The 20562-nt window shown below is 50.7% G+C and carries 19 protein-coding genes and 1 tRNA gene; 13 read left to right on the top strand and 7 right to left on the bottom strand.

The window, feature by feature from the left end; all coding sequences use genetic code 11:
• Positions 1-47: 47 nt before the first annotated feature.
• The 3 genes from ABEB26_RS06590 to ABEB26_RS06580 all read left to right on the top strand — a co-directional run bounded on the left by ABEB26_RS06590 (position 48) and on the right by ABEB26_RS06580 (position 2726).
• Positions 48-1103 carry a glycosyltransferase family 4 protein gene (locus tag ABEB26_RS06590; RefSeq protein WP_345721176.1) on the top strand — a complete coding sequence of 352 codons (1056 nt, stop codon included), beginning with the start codon at positions 48-50 and terminating at the stop codon, positions 1101-1103.
• Positions 1100-2026, top strand: coding sequence for a glycosyltransferase family 2 protein (locus tag ABEB26_RS06585; RefSeq protein ID WP_345721175.1), 927 nt, complete (start codon positions 1100-1102; stop codon positions 2024-2026). The genes ABEB26_RS06590 and ABEB26_RS06585 overlap by 4 nt, the downstream gene beginning before the upstream one ends.
• A 199-nt stretch (positions 2027-2225) precedes the next feature.
• Positions 2226-2726 carry an SMI1/KNR4 family protein gene (locus ABEB26_RS06580; RefSeq protein WP_345721174.1) on the top strand — a complete coding sequence of 167 codons (501 nt, stop codon included), beginning with the start codon at positions 2226-2228 and terminating at the stop codon, positions 2724-2726.
• Between the two features lie 242 nt (positions 2727-2968).
• Here ABEB26_RS06580 and udk read toward each other — a convergent pair whose 3' ends face one another.
• Positions 2969-3622 carry a uridine kinase gene (gene udk / locus ABEB26_RS06575; protein ID WP_345721173.1) on the bottom strand — a complete coding sequence of 218 codons (654 nt, stop codon included), beginning with the start codon at positions 3620-3622 and terminating at the stop codon, positions 2969-2971.
• 192 nt (positions 3623-3814) lie between these two features.
• Between udk and ABEB26_RS06570 the strand changes: the two genes are divergently transcribed.
• From ABEB26_RS06570 to ABEB26_RS06535, 8 genes are all read left to right on the top strand, one after another.
• Positions 3815-4711: a caspase family protein gene (locus ABEB26_RS06570; protein ID WP_345721172.1), complete on the top strand. Its 897-nt coding sequence runs from the start codon at positions 3815-3817 to the stop codon at positions 4709-4711.
• 210 nt (positions 4712-4921) lie between these two features.
• Entirely contained in the window at positions 4922-5935 is a 1014-nt protein-coding gene (locus ABEB26_RS06565) for a catalase family protein (RefSeq protein ID WP_345721171.1), read from the top strand.
• A 42-nt stretch (positions 5936-5977) separates the two neighbouring features.
• Positions 5978-7915, top strand: coding sequence for a LodA/GoxA family CTQ-dependent oxidase (locus ABEB26_RS06560; protein ID WP_345721170.1), 1938 nt, complete (start codon positions 5978-5980; stop codon positions 7913-7915).
• Positions 7890-8960, top strand: coding sequence for an FAD-dependent oxidoreductase (locus tag ABEB26_RS06555; protein WP_345721169.1), 1071 nt, complete (start codon positions 7890-7892; stop codon positions 8958-8960). Before ABEB26_RS06560 ends, ABEB26_RS06555 begins: the two co-directional genes overlap by 26 nt.
• A 200-nt stretch (positions 8961-9160) precedes the next feature.
• Positions 9161-10537 (top strand): FAD-dependent oxidoreductase, encoded by a 1377-nt coding sequence (locus tag ABEB26_RS06550; protein ID WP_345721168.1) that lies wholly within the window; start codon positions 9161-9163, stop codon positions 10535-10537.
• Positions 10538-10539: 2 nt separating this feature from the next.
• Positions 10540-11901, top strand: a complete 1362-nt coding sequence (locus ABEB26_RS06545; protein WP_345721167.1) for an FAD-dependent oxidoreductase — start codon at positions 10540-10542, stop codon at positions 11899-11901.
• A gap of 74 nt (positions 11902-11975) precedes the next feature.
• On the top strand, positions 11976-13334 hold the full coding sequence (locus ABEB26_RS06540; protein ID WP_345721166.1) for an NAD(P)/FAD-dependent oxidoreductase: 1359 nt from the start codon (positions 11976-11978) through the stop codon (positions 13332-13334).
• Positions 13335-13445: 111 nt separating this feature from the next.
• On the top strand, positions 13446-14006 hold the full coding sequence (locus tag ABEB26_RS06535; protein ID WP_345721165.1) for a type 1 glutamine amidotransferase domain-containing protein: 561 nt from the start codon (positions 13446-13448) through the stop codon (positions 14004-14006).
• 58 nt (positions 14007-14064) lie between these two features.
• On the opposite strand, the gene ABEB26_RS06530 is transcribed toward ABEB26_RS06535, so the two are convergent.
• From ABEB26_RS06530 to ABEB26_RS06510, 5 genes are all read right to left on the bottom strand, one after another.
• On the bottom strand, positions 14065-14532 hold the full coding sequence (locus ABEB26_RS06530) for an NUDIX domain-containing protein (protein WP_345721164.1): 468 nt from the start codon (positions 14530-14532) through the stop codon (positions 14065-14067).
• 115 nt (positions 14533-14647) lie between these two features.
• Positions 14648-15154, bottom strand: a complete 507-nt coding sequence (locus ABEB26_RS06525) for a hypothetical protein (protein WP_345721163.1) — start codon at positions 15152-15154, stop codon at positions 14648-14650.
• 113 nt (positions 15155-15267) lie between these two features.
• A complete protein-coding gene (locus tag ABEB26_RS06520) occupies positions 15268-15669 on the bottom strand; it encodes a DUF3224 domain-containing protein (protein WP_345721162.1) in 402 nt (133 codons plus the stop codon).
• Between the two features lie 295 nt (positions 15670-15964).
• A tRNA-Ser gene (locus ABEB26_RS06515) sits at positions 15965-16055 on the bottom strand.
• 29 nt (positions 16056-16084) lie between these two features.
• The gene (locus ABEB26_RS06510; RefSeq protein ID WP_345721161.1) at positions 16085-16441 is read right to left on the bottom strand and encodes a response regulator; all 357 of its coding nucleotides are present in this window, start codon (positions 16439-16441) and stop codon (positions 16085-16087) included.
• 311 nt (positions 16442-16752) lie between these two features.
• Here ABEB26_RS06510 and ABEB26_RS06505 point away from each other — a divergent pair, with 311 nt between their 5' ends.
• Complete coding sequence (locus tag ABEB26_RS06505; RefSeq protein ID WP_345721160.1) at positions 16753-17880, top strand: LuxE/PaaK family acyltransferase; 1128 nt, start codon at positions 16753-16755, stop codon at positions 17878-17880.
• A 44-nt stretch (positions 17881-17924) separates the two neighbouring features.
• Complete coding sequence (locus tag ABEB26_RS06500) at positions 17925-19100, top strand: MFS transporter (protein ID WP_345721159.1); 1176 nt, start codon at positions 17925-17927, stop codon at positions 19098-19100.
• On the opposite strand, the gene ABEB26_RS06495 is transcribed toward ABEB26_RS06500, so the two are convergent.
• A complete protein-coding gene (locus ABEB26_RS06495) occupies positions 19097-20323 on the bottom strand; it encodes a GGDEF domain-containing protein (protein WP_345721158.1) in 1227 nt (408 codons plus the stop codon). The genes ABEB26_RS06500 and ABEB26_RS06495 overlap by 4 nt on opposite strands.
• Positions 20324-20562 lie beyond the last annotated feature (239 nt).

The raw sequence follows: 20562 nt of genomic DNA, 5'->3' as shown, positions 1-20562 counted from the left end.
AATTATTTTGTAGGGCGTTGGTCGCGCTTGGCGGCCAACGCAAAACTATGAGTATCACGATCTATCCGATTCCGCGTTTATTGGCGACTAACCCATATCTTGATTTGTTGTATGCGCCATTTGGCGCATGGCCTGATGTGCCGATTGTGCGGCTGCCATTTGCTCAAACCTTACATCATGGCTTATTGCATGGCGATCAACGAGTATTGCATTGGCATTTTTTCGATGAACTGACCCAGCAGCCTAGCCAAGCGGCAACCGCATTGCGCAGCATGAGCTTTATTGCGCTATTGCGCTTGCTAGGTTGGCGTGGGGCAAGATTGGTTTGGACGGCTCACAACTTAGAACCACATGAATTATGCTACCCGCAATGGGCACAGCGTTGTTATCAAGCTATGGCGCAGGCGGCTGATCAAATTATTGTGCATTCGCAGGCCGCCGCTCAACTGCTTGATCAACGCTATCGAGTTGCCGCTAAAACCAACGTGATTGCCCATGGCTCGTATATTGGGATTTATGGCGAACCCTTGGAACAAGCAGCAGCGCGTGAGCATTTGCAATTAGTACCCAAAGGCTTTGTTGCACTCAATCTTGGCACATTGCGTCCCTACAAAGGTGTGGAATTGTTGCTTGAGGCTTGGTCTGCCGAGCTTGGCCGCTTGCTGATTGTGGGTGCAGCCAAAGATCCACGCTATGCTGAACACTTGCAGCAACATGCAACCGACCCTAGCATCACGCTACGGCCCCAGTTCATTGCCGATGCCCTCTTGCCTGCTTGGTTTGCAGCAGCGGATGTGGTGGTGTTACCTTATCGCAAAACCTTGACCTCAGGTATGTTGCTGGCCGCACTTTCGTATGCCACGCCAGTGATCGCCCCTGATTTGCCGCCAGTACGCGAATTGATTCGCGATGGCGAGAATGGCTTTTTGTTTGAGGTCAATAATTCGGCTAGCTTATCTGTCGCTTTGCAACGAGCCTCCGCCCATCCCAACCCACAAGCCTTGCGCAAAAACGCGCTCCAAACAGTTCAAGCGCTCGATTGGGGCCAGATTGCTAGCCAAACTGCGGCAGTCTATCGCCGTTTATTTGAGAAACCCGCATGATTCCAGGTCAAATTTCGATCATCATCGTGAGCTATAACAGCGCCGAACTATTGCCCGCTTGTTTTGCCAGCCTCGCCACCACCAACGACGACAATTATCAATTAATTGTAGTTGATAATGCTTCAAGCGATGGATCTGCCGAGTTGGTGCGTCAGCAGTATCCGCAGGTTCAGCTGATTGACAATCAACATAATCATGGCTTTGGTGCGGCATGCAATCAAGGCATGGTGGCGGCAACTGGCGAATATTTTTTATTTTTCAATCCCGATGTACAAATCACTCCCAATTGGTTGACCCTATTGCGCCAACATCTAGCAGCCAATCCCCAAGCGGCGATTATTTGCCCAACCACCTTGTATCCTAATCAAGCGCCGCCCACCCGCCAAGGTGTAGCGATCACGGCGGCGGTGCCAGGCTGTGCGATGTTGTTTCGGCGCAGCGCTTGGCAAGCGATTGGCGGTTTTGATCCAGCTATTTTCTTGTATTGGGAAGATACTGAATTATGCTGGCGGGCATGGTTGTTGGGTTGGCAGGTGCTCGAAGATTTTGAGGCGTTGGTGGTGCACGAGCGCGGTGGTAGCGGCGGCGGCCAACGTTGGCTGGTCGAGAGCAGCAAAAACGGTTTGTATTGTTACCTGAAGCTGCGGCCATGGTCGGCGGTATTGAGCTATAGCTTGCGTATGCTAGCCAAAACAGCGGTTGTCAGTTTGCGCCAGCGTAATCTGGCAATGCTGAATGTTTGGATCTGGCATGGCCGCAATTTCAAGCAAACCCTCGCAACTCGCCGTGCAATTCAAGCTCAAATCAGCGCTGATCGTAGCGCAGTTGAAGGGTTGATCAAGCAGCATTTGGAGCGCGGCAAACGGGAACGGAGAGCAAGTCAAAAGTCAAAAGTCAAAAGTCAAAAAGCTGAGCCTAGATAGCGCAGAGATTATAGGGTTCAGGATTCAGAATTTAATGCAGCGGCGCAGAGAATGATGAGGGGCCAGGTGTTAGGGATCAGGGCTGTAGGCTGTGGGTTAAGCACCCTTCGCGCTCTTCGCGTCCTTCGTGGTTTTACCCTTCGTGCTCTTCGTGGATCAATATTTATTGGCTGGCATGTTTTAATTTTGAGGAGATGTGATGAACATAACAATTGTTGATGGCTTTACTCCAACTAATGAGGCCGAAGTGGCGGCTTTTGAGCAAGAGTTGGGCTGTCGATTGCCAGAAGATTATCGGTCATTTTTGCTTGAACATAATGGTGGCCAACCTGAGCTAACCGTTTTCAAAACCGGAAGCCCCTTATTGTTGCCTGATGATGAAAGTATGATCCACTTCTTTCTTACCCTTGATCCAGCCTCAGAATACTATGAAATTCGAGATACGATTAGAACATACACCGCGTATGAAACACGAATTCCACTTGAACTTCTGCCAATTGCTTGCGATCCTGGTGGTAATGTGATTTGCTTGGGAATTCGTGGTGAGCAGCGAGGCAAGGTCTATTTTTGGGATCATGAATTTGAGCTAGAGTCCGAAGATGAGGGCGATCTGTATTACAATGTGTCGTATTGTAGCCCTTCATTCCAAGCATTTGTTGATAGCTTGTCGCCAGAACGCCCGCTTGATGATGACGATTGAGCCTAGGGGCAAGATTCAGGAGGCAGCGGCACAGAGAATGATGAGGGGCCAGGTGTTAGGGATCAGGGCTGTAGGCTGTGGGTTAAGCACCCTTCGCGCTCTTCGCGTCCTTCGTGGTTTTACCCTTCGTGCTCTTCGTGGATCAATAACTAATAGCCATTAATTTCTCTGCACCGCTGCGTTAAAAACCAATCCCGATTTCCATTGATATTCTATGCTCTCTGTTCTTCATCCCTCATAATTCATCCTTCATCCTTAACTTTCTCGCTCTCGGCCAACAAATACTCAACGCGGGCAATCACCATATCGATCGCAATCGCATTTAAGCCACCGCGTGGAATAATAATGTCGGCATAGCGCTTGGTTGGCTCGACAAATTCAAGGTGCATCGGGCGCACGGTGTTGGTATATTGCTCGATCACCGATTCGATTGAGCGGCCACGTTCGGCAATATCGCGTTTGAGGCGGCGAATAAAGCGCAAATCAGCATCAGCATCAACATAAATTTTTACATCCATGCATTGGCGCAACACCGCTTCGGCAAAAATCAAAATGCCTTCGACCAAAATAACCGGACGCGGTTGCACATGCATCACCTCAGGCCGACGGCTATAGTGGGTAAAATCATAAATTGGTACCTCAATCGTCTCACCATTGCATAAGGCTTCGATATGTTGCGCCAGCAAATTGCTATCGAGTGAATTAGGATGATCGAAATTGACTCGCAAGCGTTCTTCAAACGAAAGCTCAGCAAAATCACGATAATAGGAATCGTGCTGTAAAAATGCAATTCGTGATGGCCCGACGCGACTAAGAATCGCCTGAGAAACGGTAGTTTTGCCTGATCCAGTTCCGCCAGCGACCCCAATCACAATTGGTCGTTGCTCTGCGCTCACGCCGTTTGTCCTCCATTGTTCGCAAAAGGGGAGCAAAGAACAACTAGTTCTTTGCCCCCATCTGCGCCTATTGTACCTGATTATGCTGGTTTTGCATGCGCTGGTTTTGCTCTTGACAGGGCTATAACGCTCTACTACTGTATAGCCACGCTGCAATCATCCCAAAAAAATTAGCGCTGAGGAGTTTGCACTATGGGTATTCGTGGCTTATTTGTGGGAATCAATAGTTATAGCGAGCGGCCACTCAAGGGCTGTGTTAACGATGTAAGTGCAGTTCGTGAGTTGTTTAAAGCCCAGCATGCTGCTGCCGATGATCAGCTGCGTTTGATCACCGATGCTGCTGCTACGCGCCAAGCGATTATCGATAATTTGCGCTGGCTCGCCGAACCGCTCAACGATGGTCAGCCGGAAATTCGGATTTTTCATTATGCTGGCCATGGGGTGCAGCAGCCTGATCAAAATGGTGATGAACCCGATGGTGCTGATGAATGTCTTGCTCCGATCGATTATCCTAGCGCTGGCCTGCTTACCGATGACCATTTGGCTGAGCTGTACCAAGGTTTTTTGGGCACAACGCGGCTGATTTTATTGATGGATTGTTGTCATTCGGGCACGATCAGCAAAGATCCATTTGCCGATATTCGGTATCGCACCTTAACTCCCGCCAAAGCAGTTTTTGACGAAATTCGTGCCAAAAAGCAGGCCTATCAACAGCAACAGGTTGATAGTGTGGCGCAGCAAATTCTTGATCTGCAACAACGGAGCGCCGACCCAACCGAAATTGCCAAGTTTGCAGGCGATTTAGTCAGTTCGTTGCAAAAACAGAGCTTTGGTCAACGCCCACAGCACGAAAATACGGTTTTGATTTCTGCTTGTAAGGCCGAGCAAGTTGCCGCCGATGCCAATTTTGGCGGAACCTACCATGGTGCAATGACCTTCTTTTTGAAAAATATCCTCAGCGAAAATCCCCAAATTAGCTATGCCAACCTGGGCGAACAACTGCGCCGCAGCCTCTACGACAACAAGTTTCAACAAATTCCCCAACTTGAGTGTCCAAATAGTCTAATTAACCAGCCCTTCTTACGTTAATTAACTAAGCAGTCAATTGCTAGGCGAAATAGTTTATTGGATTGACAATAATCTCCATCCCTCACTCCCTGGCCCCGCTCCCGCAAGCGAGGCGAGGGGGAACTATCCCGCCAGTTGTCCTTCTCCCGCCGCAGTGGGAGAGGGGTGGGGGTGAGGGAATATTCTTAAAATTGGCTGCCCTCATCGATCACGCTGCAATGAGGAGCTTGTATGAGTTCAGATCATGCTCACGATTGTCCATGTGCTGATCCCATCACCCAACTACGCCAGCTATTTGTCAACAAAACTATGGGCACGCGGATTAACGCCGGACAAGATCCGGTTCGACGGGCGGTGTTTCTTAAGCCGCACGGTGGGGCCAAAGCGACTTGGTGGGTTCGCCCCGATTTGCCAGCCGAGCTACGAGTTGGCTTGTTGGCTTACGATCAGCTTGCGGCTTGGCTGCGCTTTTCCAGCGATACCGTGCCGTTTGCCAGCGATCTTGGCACAACCTTGGGTGTAGGGATCAAGCTATTTGGGGTACACGGTCGTAAATTATTAACTGGTGAAGAAGATGCATTAACTCACGATTTGGTCTTGCAAAATTATCCAGTCTTTTTTGTCGATACCGCCAAGGATATGTGCGAATTTACCTACGAAGGCTTGGTAGGTGATGGCTATGATGCCTATCTCGCCAAACACCCCAAAACCCGCAAAATTCTTGATCTGATGCAGCAAAATTTGGCTAGTGTCTTCGATGCAGTTTATTGGAGCGGTCTGCCCTATGCTTTTGGTCAAGGCCGTTACGTCAAATATCACTTGGCGCTTGAATCGCTCAATCCGCAACCGCCGAGCAACCCACAGCTCAACCCCAACTTTTTGCACGATGATCTGCATAGTCGCTTGTTGGCCGGCCCGATTGATCTGCACTTTAGCATTCAACTGCGCACCAATCCTAAGCTGATGCCGTTGGATGCTGCAACCGTCGAATGGTCAACCGAGCTAGCGCCGCCGCTGCATGTGGCAACCCTAACCCTGCCCCAACAAGATATTGATGCGCCTGGTCAAGCCGCTTACGTTGAAAATCTGGCCTTCAACCCATGGCATGCACTGCCCGAACACGCTCCAGTCGGCAGTATTAGTGAAGCTCGCAAAGTGGTCTATCAAGCTTCGGCAGAGTTGCGCCGCCAACGTAATGGCATTCCGCTTGTGGAGCCACGCCAACCTCGTCACGATTTAACTTAGCCTTTAAAAAATGTTTGAATGGTTTATTAAGGAGATTTGATTATGGCTTGTGCTGAGATTGTCAGCGTTGCGATTTATCCTCCGGTTGGCTTTGCTCGCGTCGGAAATAGCCCAAATGAATTTTTTTATGGCCCCGAAGTGTTGGGTGCGCCTCAAGTTGACCCCGACTTGTTTCGCGATCCTAGTGGCGCGATCAAACGCCAAGCGGCGCGGTTTCGGGTTTATGGCTTGAATTCCGCAGGTGAGGTGATTTGCGAGTTAAACCAAACCAATCCTGATCTGCAAGAAATTGTCTGGACGGCGCAGCTCGCCAATCAAAAAGCCGCGTGGTACGAATTTATCCAAGCGCTGGATATTCCGGCCTCGGCCGATGGCAAAATTGTCAGCAAGCGCCGCAATGCTGATGTAACCAAGCGCGATCAATTGACAATCGACGGTGGCACACGCAGTATTTGTGGCCTAAATGTCAACCCTCAGGGAGCAGAGGCGATCTATGCCTTTGATCAGGGCACATTCTTTGGCAAGCAAGTTTATTTGGGCGAATTGCGCACCGATGAACAGGGCAATTTGATTGTGCTGGGCGGACGTGGTCACTCAGCTTCAGCCCATGGTAAGCCCTTAACCACCTTTGCCGATAACGATGATTGGCACGACGATACTGCCGATGGCCCGATTGAGGCCGTGGTCAAATTGAGTGATGGCCGCGTTTTACAGGCAACTCATGCTTGGGTGATTGTTGCGCCACCTGATTATGCCCCAGGCACAAATTCGATTATGACAGGCTACGATTTGCTATTTGAAGTGGCGATGCAGCTTGATCCGACGCTTGCACCAGCCAAGCCACGTTTTAGCAGCGAAATTTATCCCCTGCTCTCACGCTTTAGTCAGTTGCAATGGGTTAACGCTGGGTTTGCCCGTAGTTTTGGTTGGGGCAGCCCCAGTGATTTCAATAATCCCGAGTTGATCGCCCACTTGGGCGATCCTAGTGCTGCTAGCGAACCATTGCGCCAAGCTGTTTTAGCTCAAATGCGCAGTCCCAGTAATCCCTATATCGATCCCGAAGGCCTGCCATTGTTTTATGGCGATGCGATTACGCTCAACACCAAAACCACCGATCCGCAGGAGTGGCAAGCAATTCTGCCAAGCCAATATCGTTGGCTCGAGCAATGGGCCAATGGCGATTTTATTGCCGATGGTTTGCCCGTGGTCAGGTCGTGGGAGCAGCTTGATCCGGCTGAACAGGCCTACAATCTCACGCGGGCAGCGCTTGATGCAACCTTGGGCGGCCCGTTTCACCCCGGCTGCGAATTCACTTGGCCGTTACGTCATGCTTCGATGTATGTAGCGCCATTTCGGCTCAAACGTCGCACCAGCCCTGAGCCAGATTGGGGCGATACGCTTGATGCGGCTACTGCCTTAGCTCCCAATGGGATGTTGTATGCCAGCGATGCTGGGGCGATCACCCGTTGGATGGCCGTGCCTTGGCAAACCGATACTTCAAGCTGTCTCTCAGCCTATATGGGCTATGCCGGAACCTATTTGCCCACTTTTTGGCCTGCTCGTGTGCCCAACGATGTGCTTAGCCAAGAGAGCTACCAGATTATTATGAACCCTGATGCTACGCCTGAAGAGCGTGCCCAAGCCTTCGCGCCGACTACCCGCCGCAAGTGGCTGCGCGGGATGGTCTACACTGAGAGCATTCCACCAGGCCATATTCCAACCGTGCCGGCAATTACTAAATTTACCAACGAATGGGATACCGTGGGCATTATCATCGCCCAAACTGGGCCTGAACATAGCGCCAGTTTTCCACAAACGCTCTGGGTTGAAACAGGTCGCAAGGTTGAAACCGAGGCTCCCCAATTAACCCGTAGTCTAGCCGCCGAGCCAGATACCGATCTGGTTGATAGCGACCTCAATTGGCCACAACAACGCCTCAAGCGAGGACGCAAAAATGCCGCCGAAGCCAATAACGATTGATTGTTTGATCGTTGGCGGCGGCATCGCTGGCTGCGCCTGTGCCGTGCATCTCGCACGGCATGGGTTGCAGGTGGTTGTACTCGAACGCCCGCCTACGCGGCCACAGTGCTTTGGCGAAAGTTTAGCGCCTGCCGCTCGCCCGTTGGTGCACGAGCTGGGTCTAGATCTTGATCGGGAGCATTCGATTTGCCCGGGCAATCTAGCAGCTTGGGGATCAGATGCGCTCTATCATCATGATTTTTTGGCAACGCCCTATGGCCATGGCTGGCATCTCAATCGACCGCACTTTGAGCAGCAGCTCCGCCAGCGCGGCCTTGGATTGGGCGTAACATTCAGTTCAGTGTCAATTAGCTACCTCGAACGTCAGTCTGAGCGCTGGATTATGGGGGTTGGCGAGCAATTATTTCAAACGCGCTGGCTGATTGAGGCGACTGGCCGAGCACGTTGGCTAGCGCGGCGATTGGGAATACAAACCCAGATTGATGGCCCCAAACAGCTTGGTTTGGTGGCGATGCTGGAGCCGCAAGCTCAGCCATGGCCCGATCAGCGGAGCTTGGTCGAGGCGGTAGCTGATGGTTGGTGGTATGTGGCGCGAGTGCCGCAAGCTCAAATGGCCAGCATTTTTATTGGTCACCCAACTGCCACCCAACGCCAAAAGCTTGTTCATGCCGAGGGTTGGTGGCAAGCCCTCAAATGTAGCACTTGGGCCAAACAATGGCTCGATCAACACCAGCTTTGTGCCCAACCGTATTGGGTCGATGCTAGCAGTAGCCGCTTAGATCGCTGCTATGGCAATGGTTGGCTGGCGATCGGCGACGCGGCCATGAGCTATGATCCGCTGGCGGCCCATGGAATTACGGTGGGATTAACCAGCGCCCGCGATGCCGCTCAATGTTTAATCGCTGCCAACCAAGGCTCAATTGCCGCGCTGCATGGCTATGGACATCAGATTGAGCAGGCTTGGCAAGCTTATCGCCAGCTTCGCCAGCAGATTTATGCCCAAGAACAGCGCTGGCCTGATCGCCCATTTTGGCAACCACGCTAGCAAAAACCCTGAATTATGCTAAGATGCAGCAATCAAATTTTTGGCTGCTGCATGGAGTCAAACATACCCACATCAATCCACCCATCAATTGCTCCATCAACCACAGCAGCATGCTTCAACCTGCTACGTTTGCTAGAGAATCAAACGTTAGTAGCCAGAATTGTTGTGTGCGTTGAATTCCACTTGCCTTGGAAGGAGCTATGATGGGTCACGATCATGCGCTGGTTATTGGCGCAAGCATTAGCGGTTTAGTGACCGCACACATCCTCAGCCACTATTTTGCCCAAGTAACGATTATCGAACGTGATAGTTTGCCCGACTCGATCGATGTGCGGGCTGGTTTGCCGCAAGCTCGTCACCTGCATCTGCTGTTGATGCGTGGGGCGCGTGAGCTTGAAATGCTTTTCCCTGGCATTGGACAGGAACTCGTGGCCCACGGCGCACAGTCGGTCGATTTGATGAATGATTATCGCTATTTGATGGCTGGTGGTTGGGCCAAACCGCATCAATCAACCCATCGCACAATCTCGGCTAGCCGCCCGCTCTACGATTGGGTGTTGTTGCAGCGTTTACGTCAAAACCCCAAGATTCGGCTCGAAACCCAAACCGATGTGCTTGGCTTGGTTGGGGATTTGCGTCATGTGCGGGGTATCAATACCAAACGCCGCGATACCGAAGTTGAACACCAATTTTTGGCCGAACTTGTGGTCGATTGCAGTGGGCGTTCATCTAAACTTGCTCAATGGCTGCAAGCGCTCGGTTGCCAAGCAGTGCCCGAAACCGTGATTGCCTCGAATGTGGGCTATTGCTCACGGCTCTATGCCAAACCCGAAGGCTGGAACGAATGGAAGGGCTTATTTGTGCGCCAACGACCATTGGTTAATCCACGTGGCGCGATTTTAACTGAGATCGAGGGCAATCGCTGGATGGTGACCTGTGGTGGATTCAACGAGGCCAAGCCACCACTTGATGAGGCCGAATGGCTAAATTGGCTCAAACTATTGTGTTCGCCGATTTTGTATGAATTACTGAGCAAGGCCCAGCCAATTAGCCCCTTGGTTGGTTTTGGCCGCACCGAAAATCGCCAACGCCATTATGAGCAACTTAGCCTGCCTGCGGGAGTGGTCGCGCTTGGTGATGCGGTTTGTGCCTTTAATCCAATTTATGGGCAAGGTATTAGCAACGCCACCTTGGGCGCGATTTTGCTGAGCCAGCATTTAAAAGAACAAGATCGGGCCTCGGCAGCCTGGGGTCAGCGCTTCCAACAAGCGCTCGCCAAGAGCAATCAATTTCCTTGGGGCATCGCGGTGGGCGAAGATGCCCGCTATAACACCAGCGTCAAGCGTTCGTTTGGGGCGACCCTGCTGCGCAATTATTTTGATCAAATCAATCTGGCATCAAGCAATAATCCAATCGTGCTCAACCGCTTCACGCCGATTGTGCATATGACTGGTAATCCCAGTGGCTTACTGCACCCAGCGATGATCTGGAATGTGCTCAAAGGGCGCTTACAATCAGCAACTCCCAACCCAACGCCCGCGATCCCGACCATTCTCAGCGCTAGCCAAGGAGCTTAACTATGCTGCAAGATCATGCAATTGTGATTGGAGCCAGTATTAGCGGCCTGATTACCGCCCACATGTTGAGCCAACATTATGGCCGAGTTAGTGTGCTCGAACGCGATAGCTTGCCCGAGGCTGGTGATTTTCGGGCGGGTGTGCCGCAAGGTCGCCATGTGCATTTGCTACTGATTCGTGGTGCACGCGAGCTGGAAACGCTTTTTCCAGGCATCAACCAAGAACTGCAAGATCTTGGGGCACAATCAGTGGATATGATCAACGATTGTCGCTATTACCTCAAAAATGGCTGGACAGTGCCCCAGCCAACCGAATTGAAAACGCTCTCGGCAACTCGCCCTTTGTTTGATTGGGCAATTCGGCGGCGCTTATTGCAAAACCTTAAGATTCAGTTTTTGGCCCAACACGATGCCCTCAATCTGATCGGCAATAGTCGCCATATTCAAGGGGTGCAGGTGCGCAATCGCCAAGATGGCAGCGAACAGAGTTTGCATGCCGATTTGGTTGTCGATGCCAGTGGGCGCAATTCCAAATTGGCAGAATGGCTGGCTGAACTTGGTTGTGGCAAGGTAAGCGAAACCGTGCTCGATGCCAAACTTGGCTATACGTCGCGGCTCTATGCTAAGCCCGAAGGCTGGAATGAATGGAAAGGCCTGTTTGTGATGCAACAGCCGCCGACCGTTCCCAAAGGCGCGATTTTGCTCGAAGTTGAGGGCAATCGCTGGATTGTGACTGGCGGCGGGGTCAATCAGGCCAAGCCACCAACCGATGAAGATGGTTTTATGCAATGGCTGCGCGAATTGCCCTCGCCAATTTTGGCCGATCTGTTGAGTAAATCGCAGCCGCTTAGCCCAACCAGTGGCTATGGGCGTACCGAAAATCGCCAACGCCACTACGAGCGCATGCACCTGCCAGCAGGAATAATTGCCTTGGGCGATGCGGTTTGTGCCTTTAATCCGGTTTATGGGCAGGGGATTAGCACTGCCACCCTAGGCGCAATCTTGCTAGGTAACCAGCTCAAACAGCAAGATCGTGGCTCAGCAGCCTGGGGTCAGCGTTTTCAACAAGTTTTAGCCAAGAACAACCAATTCCCTTGGGAAATGGCGAGTGGTGAAGATTCGCGTTACGATTCATCGTTCAAACGCCCGTTGTTGAGTAAACTAATCGCACCCTATTTTGATCAAATTAATCAGGCCAGTTTGAATAGTAACGTGGTTTTTAGCGAGTTTATCAAAACAATTCATATGATCGGCAATCCAAATGCGCTATTTCATCCACGGGTGTTTATTCCCGTGCTGCTGAGCAAAATTCGGCCTAAATATTCCGATGCAGTGCCAAACTTGCCCTTGCAGGTCAACGTATAGCATAGGCAACTGAATCCAGCCCTGCTATACTACTAGAATATGCAGGAGTACATTTCAGATTTGGGAGGTGTACTATGAGACGAGACCATGCGATTGTGATCGGAGCCAGCATCGGTGGCTTATTGAGTGCCCGTGTGTTGAGTGACGTTTATGCTAAAGTGACGATTTTGGAGCGTGATACGCTGCCCGATGGGGTGCAATTTCGGGCGGGCGTGCCGCAAGGTCGCCAATTGCACTTGTTGCTGATGCGCGGTTTACTCGAATTAGAAAAACTGTTTCCCAACATTCGCGAAGATATGAAGGCGCTTGGCGGCAACGAGCTTGATCTGATGAACGATTGTCGTTATTTATTTGCGGCAGGCTGGGCCGAACCACGACCCTCGGATTATCGCAGCATCATCGCCACCCGCCCCTTGTTCGATGCAGCGATTCTTGGGCGCATTCGCCAAATTCCCAATATTGAAATCCAAACGCGCCAAGAAGTGACTGATTTGCTCTTTCACGGGCGACAAGTTGTCGGGGTCAAGTTGCGCAATCGTGATACTGGTGAGCAGCATGAACTTAATGCCAACTTGGTTGTCGATGCGGCTGGTCGTCCATCCAAGCTGCCAGAATGGCTGGAACAACATCAATTTGGGCGAGTCAAAGAGACCATTTACAAATCAGATGTGGGCTATGCCACCAGAATGTACACCGCTCCTGCCGATTGGCAAGGCTGGCCAGCGATCTTTGTGATGCCGATGCCGCCGCATATTCGCCATGGCGCAACTTTTCTTAAGGTTGAAAACGACCAATGGCTCTTGACGATTGGCGGAGTTGGCAGCCAACGCCCGCCAACCGATAGTACCGAGTTTGAGGCTTGGTTGGCACGGATGCGCACGCCCTTGATTGCTGAAATTACCCAGAAATTTACGCCTGCCAGCCAAGTCTATGGTTATGCCAAAACCGAAAATCGTTGGGTGCATTACGAACAATTGCCAGTCATGCCCGCTGGCCTCATTGCGATTGCTGATAGCGTGTGTGCCTTGAATCCAATTTATGGCCAAGGTATTACTAATACTGCCATGAGCGTTCAGGTTTTAGCCAAGCATCTGCAACGTGAGGGCATAGGCAGCGCACCATGGGCCTTGAGCTTCCAAAAAGCCTTGGCTCGCCGCAACAAAGCGGGCTGGCTTACCACCATCAGCGAAGATTCACGACTGGCTGATACGCCGACCTATCGCCCAATTTTGCCGATTCGCGTGCTGCAATGGTATAGCGATAAGGTAAATATGGCGGCGGCAGGCAATCATGCTGCTACCAACGCCATGGTTGGCGCGATTCATATGATCGGCTCAGCCGCGAGCTTGTTTACACCCAAAGTATTGCTTGCCGCCTCGCGCTTTTTCCGTTCGCAACCACCAAGCAGCGTGCCAGCAGCGCCTGATAAATAACCAACTATGCGCCTCGATCATGGGTGATTGAGGCGCAGGCATATCGGCTGTGGCCTGAATCTTGCCTTAACCTAGGCATAGAATAGTGGTGTAACAGGAGGTATGCGAAGTATGAGTCATCATTTAAAGGGCAAACGAGTGGCGATTATTGCAACTCATGGCTTTGAGCAAAGCGAGCTTGAAGAACCAAAAGCAGCCTTAGAGCAAGCCGGAGCCAAAACCCATGTCATTTCGCTCAAGGCTGGCACGATTCGCGGCTGGAAAGAGCAAGATTGGGGCAGCGAGATTGCCGTTGATTATACGCTTGAGCAAGTCAACCCTGCTGATTATGATGGGTTGTTGTTGCCTGGCGGCGTAATGAACCCCGATAAACTGCGGCGCGAAACCAGCGTTTTGAATTTTGTACGAGCGATGGCCGAGGCTGGCAAACCAATTGCTGCCATTTGCCATGGCCCTTGGACGCTGATCGATGCTGGAATTGCCAAAGGCCGTATGCTCACATCGTACCCAACCTTACAAAACGACCTGAAAAATGCGGGAGCCGAGTGGGTTGATCGCGAGGTCGTGGTCGATAATGGCCTAGTGACCAGCCGCAATCCCCAAGATATTCCGGCCTTCAATCGCAAATTTATTGAAGAATTAGGCGAAGGTTTACATAAACAGGTTGGTTGATAACCTGTATCAGGAAGAAGTGCCCCGTAGCCTATTGCAAAGCTGCGGGGCACTTTCATCAAGCAATTGTTGGAATGGAATCATTGCTCCAAATCGCCGCCATCCGCTCACGGTGCGGATCGATCAGATCCATTGTATCAATTTCGGCTTGGCTGAAATAGCCGACTTCGGTGGTTTCGTTGCTTAATCCTAGCTCACCACCAATCAAGGCCACCTCAAAATTCATGCTAATCACATGATATTGATTGCCATCAGCGTAGCGCACCATGCGATGTGGATTGCTATAAATGCCCAGCAAGCGCACAACCTGCACCGTCAGCCCAGTTTCCTCAAAAACCTCGCGAACGCAGGCTTCGCTGACCGATTCGCCAGCATCGACTGCTCCACCAGGCAAACACCAGCGCCCGTTATCGGTGCGGCGGGTTAATAAAAGCTTACTGCGCGTGGCATCGAATAAGGTTGCTGAGCAACCAAGCATCAAGCGGCCTTGGGCAGCGATGCGATCACCATACAGATATTGGGCCATGGTTCACTCCTCTAAGTTGCTAACAAACTCAGTGAGTATAGATCGCCGCCACGTTAAAAACAATCGTCCTACCCGCAGGCAGAGCGCTTGTTTGATACCGCAAGGTAATTATCGATTAATGTTTGTAGGAATGTTTCATGCCGCAACCATTCGATTTATGATTGCTAAAAATAATCAGGAGCACAATGCCCCACCACCAACCAGTGATTGCCAGAATTGGAATACCAATCAGCCATACTGCCGCTTGGCGTGATTGACTCAGTGAAAGCACCCCAATTCCCATCATGATCATCGCCCATAAAGGGATGAACGAGAGACTATTAAAGAAGATCAGGGCTAACACTACCACACCCAACAAAATCCAACCATCATTCGACGATTTGCGTGAGCGTTCACGCTGGACGATTGGCTGAGCAACAGGCATTGGTGGGACAACTGGCTCAAGCTTGGGCGTAACCGGCATTGATTGCACAGCAGGCCCAGACTCACGGCGTAAATCTATTGTTTTGCCGAGGGCTGGCTGAACTGGCTTGCGCTGATTGGCAGTTTCAAGCCGAATACCACAATAGACACAAAATACCGCTGCTGTTTCGTTATGACGGCCACATACTGAACAATCCATGACCTTATGTTCCTTTCGCCTTGCCAAAAGAACTATGCAAGACAATGCTTTCGATTGAATATCAATCCTTCTGGAACACAGTACGCAGCGTGGTTGTGCAAGGTTGCAATCAATTAAACAAATTCATATTCAATTGCAAATGGATAATTTTCGGAGTGACCGCTGATCGCCAGTTTGCCATGGCCGCGCAAACCTGCTAATTCGTCGGTAGCCGAGCCAGCTACAACCTCAATTTGATCGAACACATCAACCTGATTGGCAGTGCCCACATGTTGCAACACAAAACTACCAGTTTTACCAGCCAACGTACCAACAAAGCGCTGTAGGCCAACATAGCTTGCATCGCCAACTTCGGGGTAGGCCATCAAATATTCAACCGTGCTTTCGCCGACTAAATCACCTTCATAGCGATAACGCACATGGGCGCGGGTCAGTTTGCCTTCGCCGGTTTGTTCGTGAAAAGGCTTTTCATCCCATTCTAAAATGCTAAACGTTGCCTTCGCAGTTGTACTCATTCTATTCTCCGAATAAAACATTTGTGCTAATACTATAACCAAGCTTAAGCCAAATGTAAAGAGGGCAGGGGATCGATTTTTAACGCAAAGGTGCAGAGAAAGATGAGGGATCAGGGGTCAGCGATCAGAAAGTGAATTGGTTATAGTAGAAGCATCAAACAAATCTGTGTAATCTGTGGCTAAAAATAGCCTTCGTGCTCTTCGTGCGCTTTGTGGATCAAAAACGTCCAGCCCTGACTCCAAACCGATCCCCAGTTAAACAACAACACGCCATGAAACTTCATGGCGTGTGATTTGGCGGGTGGAGAGGGATTCGAACCCTCGAGAGCTTTGACACCCTACGGCATTTCCAGTGCCGCGCACTCGACCAACTATGCGACCCACCCGTGCGTCGCGCATTATACCAAAGAATAGCTTAGCAGGCAACGCCGATGATTTGCTGAATCAGCCCTTGAATTTGATTGAGGGTGAAGGGTTTGGCTAGGAAGTAGGGTTGTTGATGTAAGGGGAATTGAGCACGCACATCATCCTCGCTATGCCCACTCATCAGGACAACTGGCACATTGCTCAACCGTTGCATCTCGCGACATAAGGCCACACCAGGCTCATCGGGCAACTCAAAATCCACCACCACTGCTTCCAATGTTCGCTCATGACAGATGGCACGCGCTGCCCTCACACTCTCAGCCTCGCAAGTTGCCACGTCGATCCGTGCTAGGGCTGCTGCCACAAACGCACGAATAAACGGCGAATCATCGACAACTAAGACCATACACAGGTTCTCCTACATGGAGTAGTATCCTTTGATTATAGTATACCGTAGTTTTCAACCACGCAAACAAGCAGCAATGGAGCCTCGAACTGAAACCACAAAGCATTAGAAGGGGTCAGGATTCAGGGACGAGGGGTCAGATTTGAATTAACGAGCCCAATCAGCAATCCTGACTCCTGATCGCTGGCTCCTAACCCCTTTGTTCAATGTCCTTCATCCCTCATCCTTCATAATTCATCCTTAGTAAGATTGAGCGTGGTACAATTCAAGGCGCGTCCAGAGGGCGTGTTTTGGCTCACCTGAGGTTGGAAATGAACGAAATTGAAACGCTCGATTTTGAAATTCGGGCTTTGATGCAAGCGGGTGTTCGCCCGATTGACCCCGATGACGATAGTTTGTTTAATGATTTAGCCTTGCGCACGTTTCGCTATCAATGGCAGCATAATGTGGTGTATCAGCGCTATTGCGAACGGCGGATGCTCAGCCCTGAGCGGGTAAAGCATTGGTCGGAGATTCCGGCAGTGCCAACCACGGCCTTCAAACATCTGCCCTTAACCACCTTTCCGCCCGAAGAAGCCCAGGCGATCTATCGCACCAGCGGTACGACCCAAGGCAGTGAACAACGGGGCACGCACTATATTCGCGATCGCTCGTTGTATGAAGCGTCGTTACGGCCAAATTTAGCCTATCATCTGTTTCCCGATGCTAAACGCCTGCCAATCTATGTGCTTTTTTGGCATCCCAATGAGCTACCACAGTCGTCGCTAGCACATATGATCAGCGATGCAGTGGAGCAGCATGGCACAGCTGAAAGCCGCTATGTGTTTAGTGCAGCAGGCCTAGATTCAGCCAGCCTCGCCGAATCGCTTGATGCAGCAGTGGCCAAGAATACTCCGGTTTGCTTGATGGGCGTGATGTATACCTTCGTCTATTTTTTGGATTGGTGCGCCGAGCATGGCAAGCGTTGGCAATTGCCCAAAGGTAGCCGTTTGATGGATACCGGCGGCTCCAAAGGCAAAGTGCGCGAAATTGCCCGCAACGATCTCTATGCGCTCTACAGCGAAGTTTTGGGGATTCCATCGACTATGTGTGTCAACGAATATGGTATGACCGAACTGGGCAGCCAATTTTACGATTGCTCGTTGCACTCGGCCTACCTCCGCGAATGGCAACCACGCCATAAGGTGATTGTGCCCTGGGTTCGCACCCAGATCGTCGATCCAACCACCTTTGCACCATTGCCTGCTGGCCAAACTGGACTGTTACGCCACCTTGATTTGGCTAATCTCTACTCGGTACTCGCATTGCAAACCGAAGATTTAGGCGTGGTTGTAGCTGATGGGTTTGAGGTGCTTGGTCGAGCCAGCGGCGCAGAATTGCGCGGTTGTTCGCTGGCGGTTGAAGATGTTCTCGCCGCTCGCCGTAATGGCAACGGTTAATCTAGTGATAAGGAGCCAGTAGCCGCTTGGCTATAGACTCGCCTATGAAACGCTCTCCACTTTTGACCATTTTTTTGATCGCGTTTGTTGGAACCATGAGCTATGGTGTGGTGATTCCGATCACGCCGTTTTATGCGCAGGAGTTTGGGGCTTCCGAGGTTCAGGTTGGCATGATTGTCGGTAGTTATGCCTTGATGCAATTTATTTTTGCCCCGATTCTTGGCCAATTATCCGACCGCTATGGTCGTCGCCCGCTGTTGATTTTAAGTTTGATTGGCACAGTTTGTAGCTTGTTGCTGTTTGGTTTTGCTAATAGCCTGATTTGGCTGTTTGTCGGGCGCATGTTCGATGGCGCAACTGGCGGCAATATCTCGATTGCCCAAGCCTATGTTAGTGATATTACCACCGATAAAGATCGTGCTCGTGGCATGGGCATGGTTGGGGCGGCACTTGGCTTAGGCTTTATCGCTGGGCCAGCAATTGGCGCATTGCTCAGCAAAGATGGCAATTATCAGTTGCCAATTTTTGTGGCAGCGGGGATTGCAGTGCTGAGTTTAATTTTAACGATTGTGATGTTGCCTGAGCCAGAGCGCCATGCCCCCCAACAAGGCCGTACTTTTAATCTCATGAAACTCTTGGCCGCAGTTCGCAAGCCGAATGTTGGCCGTTTGCTCAGCATTACCTTGTTGATTAACTTGGCATTTGTGGCCTTTGAAACCACCTTTGCCTTGTTTGCAGCGCGGCGTTTGGAGTTTGGCTCGCATCAAACTGGCTATACCTTGGCTGGGGTTGGGATTGTAGTGGCGATTGTGCAAGGCGGCTTAATTCGGCGCTTGGCGGCGCGGTTTGGTGAAGCAACCCTGATTGTCTCAGGCTCGTTGCTGCTAGCACTTTCATTGGCAGGCCTGGGCTTTATTCAAAATGTTTGGCATTTGGTGGCAATTTGTATTGTGCTGGCAGTTGGCGAAGGTTTGCTCACGCCATCGCTTTCGTCGTTGGTCAGCCGCAATTCACCAGCTAGCGAGCGGGGCGAGAATATGGGCTTGTATCAATCGATGAGCAGTTTGGCCCGGATTTTTGCCCCGTTGTATGCCACTTGGATGCTTTCCAACGTTGGCGAAGCTTCGCCCTACCTGATGGGCAGCGTGTTAGTTGTGGCAGGAGCGTTGATTGCCGTTGGTTTGCCTAGCGCTGAACCGCAAGCTCAACCAGCGCATTAGGCATAAATCGATGAATCAACATCGAAAATAAGCCCTTCGTTGGCCAGTTCTAGCGCTGGATCAAGCTGGTTCAACAAACGGCGCTCATAGACAATCCAGCGATTTTTACCAGTTTCCTTGGCCTCGTAAAGCGCTAAATCGGCAGCAGTCAGTAATTGGGCTTCGTTGAAGCCATGCGTTCCACAGAGCGCAATCCCAATGCTGACTGTATGCTGAATCACGTGATCATCCCAGACGGTTGGTTGTTGCTGAATAGCTTGACGTAAGCGTTCAGCCATCAAGGTTGCTTGCTGGATCGTATCGGCATCAACAATCAAAAGAAACTCTTCGCCTCCCCAGCGCCCAATTAGATCGTTAATTCGCACTTGTTCGCTCAGCACCAAGGCAATATGGCGCAACACGGAATCGCCAGCGTGGTGACCATAACGATCATTAATCTGTTTAAAACAATCAATATCGAGCATGATTACCGCAAAACCCTGCTGGTTGCGTCGCCATTTGGCAATCGCCTGCTCTAAATATTCGTTGATTGCGCGGCGATTGGCAATGCCCGTTAAGACATCAATGCTGGCCAAGGCCGATAAATCACATTGCATGCGCTGGGTAATCATTACCGCAAAGCCGCCAGTCCACAGCAGCGAAAGCAGCAAAATCAGCACGCTATAGCCTAGTTTCAAGGTCGTCAGGCTCGGCCAGCGCTGGCTATACCAAAAATAGGCCAAGCCCAAAAAGATAATTGCAATTTTGAGGGTCAAGGCCAAAGCCAACAAACGACTGGCACTTTGATAGGGGATGGTGCGCTGAAAAAATACTTGGAGCGCAGTATAGGCCATGCCTGCGCTACCAAGCAGCATCGCCAAATTGATAATTAAGCCTGGATCGGCAAACCACCAAGCACACAGACTGAGCATTCCAGCAACGATTAGCCAACAGATCGCATAAATTTTGGCTGAACTGGTAGCCCCGATGAAGCGTAAAATCCCACTGCTTAGCCCAAACAAGCCACTGAGTATCAAAATATAACTACTTGTGATTGCTGCTAATGAGGTTTGGGGCAATAAAGCTAAGGCTAAAAAGCCCAAACCTAAACCAATCGTGCCAATTAAAAAGCAGCGAATCCCTTGATAACGCCGAACAAAAACTAAAAAAGCCCCAATTACCAATGCTTGGAGCAACAAGCCAATTCCGACAATTAAGGCAACCGTTGGCTGGTCAAGCGCCATGCCGCCTACCTCCGCAGGATGGGTAAATGGCCAAAGCTAACGAATTCATCGCGGTTGGCTGCGGAGTTAGCAGGAGTTGCCAAAGCCAAGACCACAATATGAAATGTCTTTGAATATTCGCCAAATGTATTCGTGAATCGTGAGTTGGTTATATCACAAAACCATGGATGTATTTTTGGATATAACCACAATACCATCGATTGTAGGTTTTCTGAAGTAGCAATTTAGTAGCCAAACCA

Origin of the sequence: Herpetosiphon gulosus, assembly GCF_039545135.1 — a bacterium.
GTDB lineage: Bacteria > Chloroflexota > Chloroflexia > Chloroflexales > Herpetosiphonaceae > Herpetosiphon > Herpetosiphon gulosus.
This window is presented reverse-complemented; position numbering and strand designations above follow the sequence as displayed.